11 protein-coding genes are annotated in these 12,287 nt (G+C 50.5%); 8 read left to right on the forward strand and 3 right to left on the reverse strand.

Annotation, left to right across the window (positions count from 1 at the left end):
• Positions 1-91: 91 nt before the first annotated feature.
• The gene (locus tag ACTZWV_RS14850; RefSeq protein ID WP_444787300.1) at positions 92-1,093 is read right to left on the reverse strand and encodes a LacI family DNA-binding transcriptional regulator; all 1,002 of its coding nucleotides are present in this window, start codon (positions 1,091-1,093) and stop codon (positions 92-94) included.
• Positions 1,094-1,224: 131 nt separating this feature from the next.
• Here ACTZWV_RS14850 and ACTZWV_RS14855 point away from each other — a divergent pair, with 131 nt between their 5' ends.
• The 6 genes from ACTZWV_RS14855 to ACTZWV_RS14880 all read left to right on the forward strand — a co-directional run bounded on the left by ACTZWV_RS14855 (position 1,225) and on the right by ACTZWV_RS14880 (position 8,349).
• Positions 1,225-1,737 (forward strand): gluconokinase, encoded by a 513-nt coding sequence (locus ACTZWV_RS14855; RefSeq protein ID WP_444787301.1) that lies wholly within the window; start codon positions 1,225-1,227, stop codon positions 1,735-1,737.
• Between the two features lie 67 nt (positions 1,738-1,804).
• The gene (locus ACTZWV_RS14860) at positions 1,805-3,196 is read left to right on the forward strand and encodes an MFS transporter (RefSeq protein ID WP_444787302.1); all 1,392 of its coding nucleotides are present in this window, start codon (positions 1,805-1,807) and stop codon (positions 3,194-3,196) included.
• A gap of 27 nt (positions 3,197-3,223) precedes the next feature.
• A complete protein-coding gene (locus ACTZWV_RS14865; RefSeq protein WP_444787452.1) occupies positions 3,224-5,611 on the forward strand; it encodes a GH36-type glycosyl hydrolase domain-containing protein in 2,388 nt (795 codons plus the stop codon).
• A 21-nt stretch (positions 5,612-5,632) separates the two neighbouring features.
• Positions 5,633-6,655: a Gfo/Idh/MocA family protein gene (locus ACTZWV_RS14870; protein ID WP_444787303.1), complete on the forward strand. Its 1,023-nt coding sequence runs from the start codon at positions 5,633-5,635 to the stop codon at positions 6,653-6,655.
• A gap of 77 nt (positions 6,656-6,732) precedes the next feature.
• Positions 6,733-7,641 (forward strand): LysR family transcriptional regulator, encoded by a 909-nt coding sequence (locus ACTZWV_RS14875; protein ID WP_444787304.1) that lies wholly within the window; start codon positions 6,733-6,735, stop codon positions 7,639-7,641.
• Positions 7,642-7,800: 159 nt separating this feature from the next.
• Positions 7,801-8,349, forward strand: a complete 549-nt coding sequence (locus tag ACTZWV_RS14880; protein ID WP_444787305.1) for an acyloxyacyl hydrolase — start codon at positions 7,801-7,803, stop codon at positions 8,347-8,349.
• Here ACTZWV_RS14880 and ACTZWV_RS14885 read toward each other — a convergent pair.
• A complete protein-coding gene (locus ACTZWV_RS14885; RefSeq protein WP_444787306.1) occupies positions 8,346-9,122 on the reverse strand; it encodes a UDP-2,3-diacylglucosamine diphosphatase in 777 nt (258 codons plus the stop codon). The genes ACTZWV_RS14880 and ACTZWV_RS14885 overlap by 4 nt on opposite strands.
• Positions 9,123-9,131: 9 nt before the next feature.
• Positions 9,132-9,626: a peptidylprolyl isomerase gene (locus ACTZWV_RS14890; protein WP_444787307.1), complete on the reverse strand. Its 495-nt coding sequence runs from the start codon at positions 9,624-9,626 to the stop codon at positions 9,132-9,134.
• A gap of 156 nt (positions 9,627-9,782) precedes the next feature.
• Between ACTZWV_RS14890 and cysS the strand changes: the two genes are divergently transcribed.
• Complete coding sequence (gene cysS / locus ACTZWV_RS14895) at positions 9,783-11,162, forward strand: cysteine--tRNA ligase (RefSeq protein WP_444787308.1); 1,380 nt, start codon at positions 9,783-9,785, stop codon at positions 11,160-11,162.
• 241 nt (positions 11,163-11,403) lie between these two features.
• Positions 11,404-12,270 carry a hypothetical protein gene (locus ACTZWV_RS14900; protein WP_444787309.1) on the forward strand — a complete coding sequence of 289 codons (867 nt, stop codon included), beginning with the start codon at positions 11,404-11,406 and terminating at the stop codon, positions 12,268-12,270.
• Positions 12,271-12,287 lie beyond the last annotated feature (17 nt).

Consider the following 12,287-nt stretch of genomic DNA (forward strand, 5'->3'; position numbering starts at 1 on the left):
CTAAGCCGGAATAGCCAAACCGGAATAGCTAAGTAAAATTAGCTATAAAAAAAGCCGCTGACTCCAGCGGCTTTGTTATTTATGCTGCAGCTCAGGTTGAGCTGCGCACCCTGATGCTGTAACCCACATCAACCGGTGCCAGCGCATGGCGGCCCTTACCGGCAGCACTAAACAACATTTCAACTGCCTGGCGGCCCATCTCCACGCGCGGTGACGCTACTGAAGTAATGGCCGGCTCTACTAAAGCCGAGGCTTCCAAATCATTAAAGCCACAAATGGCGATATCTTTGGGTACGTTTAAATTCATCCGTTTGCTTTCAAACAAGGCACCCAGTGCCAGATCATCATTACAGCAAAATACCGCATCGCACTGGTTATCGGATTCGGCAATCACGGCCTGTAATAACTGGCCGCCAAGTTTAATTGAGGACGGCTGCACTGTGGTTTGAATAAAACTACGACACGGCTGTGGCCAGTCAGCTATAGCTTGTTTAAAGCCCGCCAGCCGCTGCTGGGTGCGCGGGTCCATGCGGGCGCCGACAAAGGCCGGTGCGCGATAGCCTTGTTGCAGCAAATGTTTCGTCATATCGTAACTGGCCTGATAATGCGAAAAGCCAATGTTCATATCTATTGGCTGGTTGGTCAGCTCCATTATCTGCACCACCGGAATATCGGCCTGCAACAACAATTTGCGCGCGTAATCGGTTTGTGCGGTACCGGTAACAATAAAGCCTTCCGGCGCCTGGCTGAGCAGGGTAGCAATCAGCTGCTCTTCTATCAGTGGCGAGTAATGGCAGTCGCCCAGCAGTACCTGCAGGTTTTTTGCTTTAACGGCCTGATAAATACCCTGCAGTACATCGTTAAATACAATATTGGATAATGATGGAATAATCACCGCCAGCACACCGGACTTTTTTGATGCCAGCGCACTGGCTGCATGGTTGCGAATATAGCCGATATCATGAATGGCTTTTTCCACTTTATTGCGTAATTTATCCGACACCTTGGTTGGATCTGTCAATACCCGCGATACCGTGATGGCGCTTACACCGGCTACCTTGGCAACGTCTTTTAAATTTGGCTTCCTGCTCATAAGCTTAGCTCTGCAATCTTTTACATGACAATACTGTATTGCGGGTTGTTAGTCAAAATGGTTGCGCAATCATTGATGCTGGTTTAAGCTCTGAGTCAACAAGCAACACTAACAGGAAACAGCAGCTTATTATGCGCGCTACAGTAAGCAGAACTATTGTCATTATGGGCGTAGCCGGCAGCGGCAAGTCGACCGTTGGCCAATTACTGGCACAGCAGTTGGGCTGGCGCTTTATTGAAGGCGACGATTTTCACAGCCCCGGGGCCAAGCAAATGATGGCAAGTGGCATACCGTTGGCTGAGCATTTGCGCGAAAGCTGGGTACAGGCACTGTGCAGTGAGCTTAGCGCCTGTAAAGCGGCAAAGCAGCCTTGTGTGTTAAGTTACTCCGGCTTAATTGCCCAACATCGCCAGCAAATTCGCAGCAGCGCCGATAACGCCCATTTCTTTTATTTGCAGGGTGATGCCGCTTTGCTGGCACAGCGGCTGGCGCAGCGGCAAAACCATTTTATGCCGCCGGCGATGCTGCAAAGCCAGTTGCTGACGATGCAAAGTTGCGACAACGAAAATGATATAACCATACTGGATATCACGCTGCCGGCAGCAAAGCTGGTACAACAGATAACACAGTTTTTAGCAGCGTAAAGCGACACCTGATTGCGCTATCATATTCAGCCGCAGAGCTGATGCCATAACAGTGGGATAACAGGGTATGACAGTTCCGGCTTCACAAAACACAGCAACGCCAAACACAGCCACAGCGGTACCGCTGCGCGAAAAAATCGGTTACGGCCTCGGTGATATGGGCTTTAATTTTTACTGGGCCAATATTTCAGCTTTTCTGCTGATTTACTACACCGATGTTTTTGGTATCTCCGCCGCAGCGGCCGGTACCATGATGCTGGTCACCAAAATAGTTGATGCCTTTACCGATCCGTTAATGGGCGCTATTGCTGATCGTACCCGCAGCCGCTTTGGTAAGTTCCGGCCCTATTTATTATGGCTGGCGCTGCCGCTGGCCGGTGCCGGAGTGCTGACCTACAGCACGCCGGATTTGGGCGAAACCGGCAAACTGGTGTGGGCTTATGGCACTTATACCTTGTTAATGCTGGTGTATACCGCCATTAATATTCCGTATTCGGCGCTGTCCGGCGTCATTACCAGCGACAGCCAGCAGCGCACTACCCTGGTGAGCTTTCGTTTTATCGGCGGTTTTAGCGGCGGCATCTTGGTAACCTATTTAACGCCCAAGTTAGTGCCGTTGCTGGGGCAGGGCGATGACGTGCTGGGCTGGCAGTTGACGATGCTGGTATTTGGTATTGCCGCAGCCTTAATGTTTTTAATTACCTTTCTGACCACCAAAGAGCGTATCGCGCCACTGAGCCTGCAACCTAATGCGGTGCGGCAGGATTTAGCCGATTTAAAAAACAACAAACCCTGGCTGGTGTTATTTGCACTGGCGCTGATCATTATGGTCACTATTACCATGCGCGCCGGCAGCGGCGTGTACTACTTTAAATACTATGTCGAGCGGCCGGACTTAGTCGGTGAGTTTTTATCCTCCTATATGCTGGCGTTGGCGCTGGGCGCTGCCGCCACACCGTTGATGACGCGCTTTATCGATAAAAAACGCCTGATGGTATTACTGATGTCCTTAGCAGGGATGCTTTCCATCAGTTTGTATTTTGTGCCGGCGGATGCGGTGGGCGTTATTTTTGCACTGAATCTGGCAATTGGTTTTGTACTGGGGCCAAAATCACCGCTGGCGTTTTCGATGTATGCCGACACGGCCGATTATAACGAATGGCGCACCGGGCGCAGAGCTACCGCCATGACCTTTGCTGCCGCCACCTTTTCACAAAAACTCGGCGGCGCTATTGCTTCGGCGTTAATTGGCTGGTTACTGGCGGCTATTGGTTATGTCGCCAACGAGCAGCAAAGCACCGGCTCGCAAACCGGCATAGTGCTGCTGATCTCGGTGATCCCGGGGGTTATTGCGCTGCTGGCGGCCTTTGTTATGCGCTACTACAGCCTGGACAACCGGCAACTGGCAAAAATTCAGTTTGATTTGCAACAGCGCAAGGCAGCCGCCGCCCCGCTATAAGTTAATTTTATCCGGAGTACTATTTTGATGGCAGCCACTGGCATGCAACCTGGTGACAATAACCAGCGTTATGACTTATTCAGCCCGACAACTATGCCGCTGGCGGCGGCGTTTTTATGGAACAAGCAGTTAATGGTACAACTGAACTGCCGTGGCTATGCCACTGCGCAGTTTATGCAACCGGAGCCGGCCAAATACGCCCATGCGCCTGCGCTTGAAGCAAAAACCTTTATGCAGCCGGAGCAGCCGTATTATGCGCATCATCCGGGCCGCTTTGTCTATATTAAAGATGAGCAAAGCGCTGAGCTGTTCTCGGTACCGTACGAGCCGGTGCGCAGCAAGGCCGACGGCTTTGTGTTTTCTGCCGGTAAAAGCGATATCCGCTGGCAGCTGCAACAGCAGGGGTTGCAGATGGATTGGCAGCTCTGCTTAAGCCCGGATCAGCCGCATGAACTGTGGCAGCTTACTGTGACTAACCTCAGCGCAACACCACGCCAACTGAGTATCTACCCGTATTTCCCGGTTGGTTATATGTCGTGGATGAATCAGTCAGCAAAGTTTGAACCGGCGCTAAATGCCATAGTATGTTCATCGGTAACGCCCTATCAAAAATACCCCGACTACTTTAAAAACAAGCTGTTAAAAGATAAAACCTTTTTACTGGCCGAGCAGGTGCCCACCAGCTGGCAATGCGCGCAGCAAGCCTTTGAAGGCGAGGGCGGCCTGCATGCGCCGGATGCTTTGCAACAGGCAGAACTGGATGGCGGCGATGCCTTATATGAAACCCCGGCTTGTGTGATGCAATACCGGTTGCAACTGGCAGCTGGCGCTCAGCAGGTTTACCGTTTTGTGTTTGGCCCGGCGCTGGATGAAAGCGAGATTGCCGCTGCCCGGCAGCGTTATTTTTTAACGCCGGATGGCTTTAGCAAAGCGCAGCAGCAGTACAGCGATTATATTGCCCAAGGGCAGGGTTGTTTACAGATTGAAACACCGGATACCGCGCTGGATAACTTTGTTAACCACTGGCTGCCGCGCCAGGTGTATTACCACGGCGATGTAAACCGGCTCACCACAGATCCGCAAACCCGTAATTATCTGCAGGATAATATGGGCATGAGCTATGTGCGGCCACAAGCGTTTCGCACCGCGCTGTTAACGGCGCTGGCGCAGCAGCACAGCAGCGGTGAAATGCCGGACGGTATTTTGCTGCACCCCGACGCCGAGCTGAAATACATTAATCAGGTGCCGCATACCGACCAATGCGTCTGGCTGCCGGTGTGTTTAACGGCTTACCTGGCCGAAACCAACGACTATGCCTTATTGCAGCAAACTATCGCCTTTGGCGACAGCGCTGAGCAAGCTACTGTGTTTGAACATATTTGCCGCGCCATGAGCTGGCTGCTGCATAAGCGTGATGCGCGCGGCCTGAGCTTTATTGAGCAGGGCGACTGGTGCGATCCAATGAATATGGTCGGCTACAAAGGCCGTGGTGTATCAGGCTGGCTATCGCTGGCGGCGGCGTATGCGCTTAACTGCTGGGCCGATATTTGTCAGCAACTGGGTGAGCATAAGCGCGCTGAGCAATACCGCAGTGATGCCGACAGTTTTAATCAGGCGGTTAACCATTACCTGTGGGATGGCAAATGGTATGGCCGCGGCATTACCGACGATAATGTGGTTTTTGGTGTTAGTAAAGATGCCGAGGGCCGTATTTACCTGAACCCGCAAAGCTGGGCCATGTTAAGTGGTGCGGCAAATCCGGAACAACTGCAACTGATGCTGGCCGAAATTGATAGCCAATTAGCTACACCTTACGGCGTGCAGATGCTGGCACCGGCCTATACCGCGATGCGTGATGATGTGGGTCGGGTTACGCAAAAGCACCCGGGTTCGGCTGAGAATGGCTCGGTATACAACCATGCGGCGGCATTTTACCTGTATGCGTTGTACCAGATTAACCAACCGGATAAAGCCTTTGCGGTACTGCGGCAGATGTTGCCAGGCAGCACTGAGCAAGACTGCCTGCAGCGCGGCCAGTTACCAGTGTTTATCCCGAATTACTATCGCGGTGCTTACCGGCAGTTTCCGCGCACGGCCGGGCGCTCCAGCCAGTTATTTAATACCGGCACGGTGCACTGGGTGTATCGCTCGTTAATCGAAGGGTTGTTTGGCGTAAAAGGTTGTGCCGACGGCTTATTGCTACAGCCACAACTGCCTGGCGATTGGCCGCAAGTGAAACTGACACGGCAATTCCGTGGGGCGCAGTTTAGTATAGTAATGCGCCGGCAAAGCGGCATCAGCAAGGCACAGCTAAGTGTCGATAGCCGCTTATTGGCCGAACCGCTTATTCGCGACATTGTTGCCGGCCGGCATTATCAGGTCGAGCTGCTGCTGCCTGTTGTCTCAGCCAATTAAATAACCGCATAAGGAACCGCTATGATCCGCATTGGCTTATTAGGCGCTGCCCGTATCAGCGACAAAGCAATATTTCAGCCGCTTAAGCAACTGGATGGCTTTGTGCTGCAGGCCGTGGCGGCCTCATCAGTACAGCGGGCCAGGCAGTATGCCGGCGCGCATGGCATCTTACATGTCGCCGACAGTTATCAGGCCTTGCTGGAGCGGGATGATATCGACCTTATTTACAATGCGCTGCCACCGTCTGAACATGCCCATTGGAGCATAATGGCGCTTGAGCACGGTAAGCATGTATTGTGCGAAAAGCCGTTTGCGCTGGATGAAACCGAAGCCAAAGCCATGGTGCAGGCGGCAAAAGCCTCCGGCAAGCTATTGCTGGAAGCCTTTCATTACCGCTTTCATCCGTTGTTTGTTGAGGTGATGCGGCTGGTGCAGGCCGGTACTATCGGCACTATCAGCCATTTGCGGGCTAACTTTTCAGTGCGGATCCCGTATTTTGCCGGCTCGCTGCGCCACGAAGCGGCATTGGGCGGCGGCGCTATGATGGATTTAGGCTGTTATCCGCTGCATTGGGTGCGTACTGTTATGGGATCTGAGCCTGGACAGGAACCGCAAGTATTAAGCGCTAACTGTATTACCGCCGGGGCGACAGCAGGCGGTGAACAAATTGATCTGACCATGCAGGCACAGCTGCAATTTGCCAATGGCGTTATGGCTGATATCGGCACCAGCATGGCAGAGCATTTAAGCCGCACACCCGATACCAGCCTGGTGTTGGAAGGCAGTTTGGGTAGTATTGAAGTTACCGGACTGATTACGCCGCAGCTGGGCAACAGTATTAAAGTGATGACTGCCGGCTCAGAGCGGCAATACAGTGTGCCCGGCCACAGCACTTATTATTATCAATTGCAGCATGTACAAGACTGCCTGCAAGGCCGTGCTGCAGCGCTAACCGGCGGCAGCGATGCGATTAATAATATGCGCTTGCTGGACCAGATCTATCAGCATGCCGGGCTGTTAAGCCGTGGTAGCTGCCGCCGTTAGCCGCGGCAGCTGGCATTGCAGTACTGCTGGTTGTTGCCTATTATGCCGCTTACAGCAGCAGTTAGGGTAATAGCGGCATGGATCACCTGTTAGCCATTAAAGTGTTTTGTCGTGTGGTAGAAGCCGGCACCTTTAGCCGCGCCGCAGATTTACTCGATATGCCAAAATCCACCGTAACCAAGCTGGTGCAGGAGCTGGAAGCGCATTTGCGGCTGAAATTACTGCATCGCACTACACGCCGCGTTACGGTAACGATGGAAGGCGCGGCCTATTACGAGCGTACTACTAAGTTGCTGCATGAACTGGACGATATTGAAAGCAATATCAGCAATGAGCAGAGTACGCCGCGTGGCCGGTTAAAAGTGGATATGGCGTCGGCGATTGCCAACTTTATCTTATTGCCGGCGCTACCGTCTTTTATGCAGCAATATCCGGAAATTCAGCTGGAGTTGGGCGTTAGTGATACCAATATCGATTTGCTGACCGACAATGTAGATTGCGTGATCCGCGGTGGAGAGCTAAACGATACATCGCTGGTGGCCAAACGCATTGCCGAGCTGACCTTTGTTACCTGTGCCGCACCATCATACCTGCAGCAGTATGGCACGCCGCAAACGCCGGACGAATTAAGCAGCAAACATCGGGTTATTTACTACCGTTCGCGCAAAACCAACCGCGTAATGCCACTGCGTTTTAGCAACCGGCAACAATCAATGGAAATTCAACAGCAAGGCAGCCCGCTATCGGTTAATGACAGCACTGCTCAGTTAACGGCTACTTTAAGTGGTCTGGGCGTAAGCCAACTGCCTTCGTTTATGGCGCAACCCTATCTTGACAGTGGTGAATTGCAATTGCTGCTGCCGGATTGGCAGCGCGCCGCCTTTCCGCTGTATCTTATCTACCCGCCTAACCGTCATTTAAGTGGCCGCTTAAGGGCTTTTACAGACTGGGTTATGCAAATTTTCCAACCTTACCGGCCTTACTAAATCGGGCTGAGATAAAACGGAATAATTTATATTAAAACATTATTCACCACCGTGAATAATGTTGTCGTGATTTGCGTCTTTATCTAATTTGTACCGATCGGTATATTTATCATCATTATCGGTTGCCCTATAGGGGCAGAGACAGTGTAAGGTGAAAATATGCAACGGTGGTTGGCGGCATTAGTAGTGCTATTTGGAATAATAGCTCCGGCGCAGGCGGATATGCGCACAGAGCAAATTTCACAGCTTTCAGTGGAATATTTAAAAGGCGAAGGCAGGGTAAATGGCGTGCGGCTGGCTTACCGGCCGCTGGAGTTTCACTTTACTACCTTGCCGCTGCTGGGCGATGCCAATATGTATCTGGAAGCCAGCACTAACTTTTGGCAGTACGGCCAGCCGTCGCAGTATCAAACCAACGTAGCGCTGGCATTGTCGCCGGTGCTGAAAAAGCAGTTTGCTAACTGGTATAACAAACCGGTGTTCTGGGAGTTTGGTATTGGTGTCAGCATGCTGACAAAACGTGAGTTTGCCGGTAAAGATTTAGGCTCGCACTTTCAGTTTGAAGACCGGCTGGGCTTGCTGATAGAGCTGGATCCGCAACACAAAAAAATGCTGGCTGTACGCTATATGCATTACTCTAACGGCGGCTTATCCAGCCGCAATCCGGGTATGGACTTTCTTAACATTGCTTATTCCTGGCGGTTCTAAGCCGCCGGGGTGTCATCTGTCAGCGCATTAAAATACAGCTGCCACTGGCTGGCGCTGACTTTTAAATAACTGCTTTGCGTATACCAGTCGCCCAGTACATAACGCTCAGCCGCTTGGCCGTTAACCTCCAGCTGATGTATCGCCGGGCGGTGGGTATGACCGTGGATCAGCTTTAATACGCCGGCTTCGGCCATCACTTTGGGCACTTCGTCCGGGGTCACATCCATAATTTGTTGCTGTTGCTGCCCCTGCTGTTGCTGAGAAGCGTAGCGGGCCTTGTGCATGGCACTTTTGCGCCGTGCCTTAGCGGCGATACCCTGGCGAAAGCTAACCGGGGTTTTTAACAATAACCACTGCCACCACGGCTGGTTCCACCATTTGCGAAATTTCTGGTAGGCAATATCCAGCGTGCACAGGCTGTCGCCGTGCATAATCAGCGTTGGCGTGCCATACAAGTCGATAACCTGCTGCTGCGGCAGTAACTGCATACCGGCGCGGTTGGCATAGCCCTGGCGTAACACGAAATCGCGGTTACCGTGAATAAAGTAAACCGGTACCTGAGCGCTCAGCGTGGCTAATGCCGTTGCTACGGTATCCAGTAGCGGCTCGGGGTTATCATCACCAATCCAGACTTCAAATAGATCGCCGAGAATATACAGCGCATCCGCCTTAACGGCGTGCTGACGCAAAAAGCGCAAAAAGGCGGCGGTAATATCGGGCCGATCTGCTGCTAAGTGCAGATCGGCGATAAACAGCGTGTGCTGCTCTGACATCAGCAGCGCTTAAGCGTGCAGTTCGGCTTTTTCAATCACTACCGGTTTTACCGGCACGTCGCTGTGGCCGGCATTGCGGCCGGTGGCCACTTTTTTAATCTCGTCAACCACGTCCATACCTTCAACTACTTCGCCAAATACGCAGTAACCCCAGCCGGAGCCGGTTTCAGAGCTGAAGTTTAAGAAGTCGTTATCGGCAATGTTAATAAAAAACTGGCAGGTGGCAGAGTGCGGATCGTTGGTGCGCGCCATCGCAATAGTGCCTTTTTTGTTCGGCACTTTGTTGTTGGCTTCGTTTTTAATCTGGCCCTTGGTGTCTTTTTGCTCCATATCGGCAGTAAAACCACCGCCCTGGATCATAAAACCGTTAATAACACGGTGAAAAATGGTGTTGTTATAAAAGCCGTCTTTCACGTAGCTGATAAAGTTTTCAACCGTAGCAGGGGCTTTGTCGGCAAACAGGTTTAATTTAATTACGCCGTAATTGGTGTGTAAGCTAATCATAATAAGGTGTCCTCGTTAAAAGTGGCGGTATTCTACCGTACGCAGAGCAAATCATAAAGCAAGGATAGCCGCGTTACGGTGCCGGTGATACACTAGCGCGCTGGTGCAGCAGCTGCACTGGTTTAGCGTTTTTAGTCAAAGGACTTCGGGGAAGACATGTTACATATTTATAATACCTTAAGCAGAAAAAAAGAACTTTTCACACCAATTGAACCCGGTAAAGCAGGGCTCTATGTCTGCGGTATTACCATTTACGATTACTGCCATGTCGGCCACGCCCGTACCTATGTTGCCTTTGACGTAATAAACCGCTACCTGCGCTTTTTGGGTTACGACGTAACCTATGTGCGTAATATTACCGACGTAGACGACAAAATTATTAAGCGCGCCGCCGAGAACAACGAAAGCTGCGACGCCCTGACAGAACGCTTTACCCAAGCCATGCACGCCGATTTTGCGGCGCTGGGTTTAATGCCGGCTGACATAGAACCGCGCGTTACTACCCATATGGCCGAAATTATCGCCCTGATTGAAACCTTGGTCGCCAAAGGCTATGCCTATGTCGCGGCCGATGGCGATGTGTTGTTTGATGTGAGTAAATACGAAGCGTACGGCGAGCTTAGCCAGCAAAACCTGGAGATGCTGCAATCCGGCTCGCGGGTAGAAGTGGCCGACAACAAAGACGATCCGCTGGATTTTGTATTATGGAAAGGCGCCAAGCCGGGCGAGCCGTTCTGGCAATCGCCGTGGGGCAATGGCCGGCCGGGCTGGCATATTGAATGTTCCGCCATGAGCGCTAAGCATTTAGGCGAGCATTTTGATATTCACGGCGGCGGTTCAGATTTACAGTTCCCGCACCATGAGAACGAAATTGCCCAGTCTACCTGTGCCCATGGCCACAAGTACGTTAATACCTGGATCCACACCGGTATGGTGCAGGTAGATAAAGAGAAAATGTCTAAATCCTTAGGCAATTTCTTTACGGTAAAAGACGTACTGGCGGAATATAACGCCGAGGCGGTGCGCTACTTTTTATTATCCAGCCAATACCGCAGCCAGTTGAACTACTCCGCTGAAAACCTGCAGCAGGCGCATGCTGCCTTAGGCCGCTTATACACCGCGCTGCGTAATGTTACGCCAAGCCACAGCATTGATTTAAACAGCCCGTACATTGTGCGCTTTAAAGCGGCAATGGATGATGATTTCAACACCCCGGAAGCCTTACCGGTGTTGTTTGAACTGGCACGTGAAGTAAACCGCTTTAAAGAAACCGAACCGGCCAAGGCCGCCGAGCTGGCAGGCATATTAAATCTGTTAGCCGGTGTGCTGGGCTTGCTGCAGGGCGATGCCGAGACCTTCTTACAATCAGGCGCCTCAGATGACGATGTAGCCGAAATAGAAGCACTGATTGCTAAGCGTAACACTGCCCGCGCTAACAAAGACTGGGCAGCAGCAGACGCCGCCCGCGATGCGTTAACGGCAAAAGGTATTATCGTAGAAGATAAAAACGGCGTAACCAGCTGGCGTAAAGGCTGATTAAGTTACCTCGATAAAAAAACCGCCTGCTGGCGGTTTTTTTATGCGTTGATTTTGCAGCAGGCAACGAATGATAAGCTGGTTGATGTTTTGCTGAAATAGGCTGTACCTGTAACTTATTGTAAGTTGGGAATAGGCGGTGTAATGTTCATTACATTAAATAGACAAATACGGAAAAGTCCGTGTTTAAATACGGATTTTTCCGCCTAATAAGCGTTATGCATTAATCAGGTTCAGAGTAATGAGAAATAAAAAGAATAAACCTCTGCCCAGAGATGAATGGGTACAGTGCATTACAAGACCTAATGACAATGGAGAAATCGAATTCACTTTTGATGAGTTCGGTGATCTTCATTCTATTTCAAATATGGAGCCAAACTCAGCATCACATAGCAGAAGCTATAAGGGACTTAATCGAGAGAAACAGCTATCGCTCATGGATGGCGGGAATGCGTTATCCTTTTCTCAAGAAAAGTTTCTATGTGAAAATTATGAGCGTATCTATTTTATTGACACTAATGACTCAAAGTTTAATGGGAAGAAAAGCTGTTGTACTGCTGTATATGAACTAAAAAAGCATAAAGAGGCATTGTTAAACCCAAGTGGTATTAGTCGTGTATATATCGAATATTTAATTGGCTATTACCAAATTGAAGTTTCGGAATCAGTAGCTGGTGAAAAAATTGGTTGGCATCTATTCCTTGAGGCAACGCGCAAGTTCTTCGAATCGTTTCCCGAAGGTTCAAAAATACTTGTTGTCACTGATCACGACTTAGGTGAACACAAGAAAATTAACAGCCGTAAAAAACCTTACTATCTGGAGTTTTATCTACCTAAAAATGTAGAGTTTGGGTATGCAAAGTCAGATAAAAGTGGTTCATTCTTAGAACTTGTAATGAAAATAACAGACCAAATGTCAAACATAATCAAGGATGACTTTAAAAAACACGAGCAAAGTAAGCTGATCATTCAGTCTTTAAACTACGACAATAATTTCCGAGGCTTCGCAACTATAATGCCCAAAAAAAAATCGCATAACAAACAAATATTATCGCCAGCAAAAAGCGCTGGCTGCGACGTCAACCCGCTGCGCGGCTTTCCACGCTAAATTTGGGCGTTATGGCT

Origin of the sequence: Rheinheimera sp. NSM (assembly GCF_052380015.1) — a bacterium.
Classification (GTDB): Bacteria; Pseudomonadota; Gammaproteobacteria; order Enterobacterales; family Alteromonadaceae; genus Alishewanella.

Coding starts and splice junctions, on each gene's coding strand:
- ACTZWV_RS14875 (WP_444787304.1), top strand. CDS start 6,733: ATGGATCACCTGTTAGCCATTAAAGTGTTTTGTCGTGTGGTAGAAGCC.
- ACTZWV_RS14885 (WP_444787306.1), bottom strand. CDS start 9,122: ATGTCAGAGCAGCACACGCTGTTTATCGCCGATCTGCACTTAGCAGCA.
- ACTZWV_RS14880 (WP_444787305.1), top strand. CDS start 7,801: ATGCAACGGTGGTTGGCGGCATTAGTAGTGCTATTTGGAATAATAGCT.
- ACTZWV_RS14850 (WP_444787300.1), bottom strand. CDS start 1,093: ATGAGCAGGAAGCCAAATTTAAAAGACGTTGCCAAGGTAGCCGGTGTA.
- cysS (WP_444787308.1), top strand. CDS start 9,783: ATGTTACATATTTATAATACCTTAAGCAGAAAAAAAGAACTTTTCACA.
- ACTZWV_RS14900 (WP_444787309.1), top strand. CDS start 11,404: ATGAGAAATAAAAAGAATAAACCTCTGCCCAGAGATGAATGGGTACAG.
- ACTZWV_RS14865 (WP_444787452.1), top strand. CDS start 3,224: ATGGCAGCCACTGGCATGCAACCTGGTGACAATAACCAGCGTTATGAC.
- ACTZWV_RS14870 (WP_444787303.1), top strand. CDS start 5,633: ATGATCCGCATTGGCTTATTAGGCGCTGCCCGTATCAGCGACAAAGCA.
- ACTZWV_RS14890 (WP_444787307.1), bottom strand. CDS start 9,626: ATGATTAGCTTACACACCAATTACGGCGTAATTAAATTAAACCTGTTT.
- ACTZWV_RS14860 (WP_444787302.1), top strand. CDS start 1,805: ATGACAGTTCCGGCTTCACAAAACACAGCAACGCCAAACACAGCCACA.
- ACTZWV_RS14855 (WP_444787301.1), top strand. CDS start 1,225: ATGCGCGCTACAGTAAGCAGAACTATTGTCATTATGGGCGTAGCCGGC.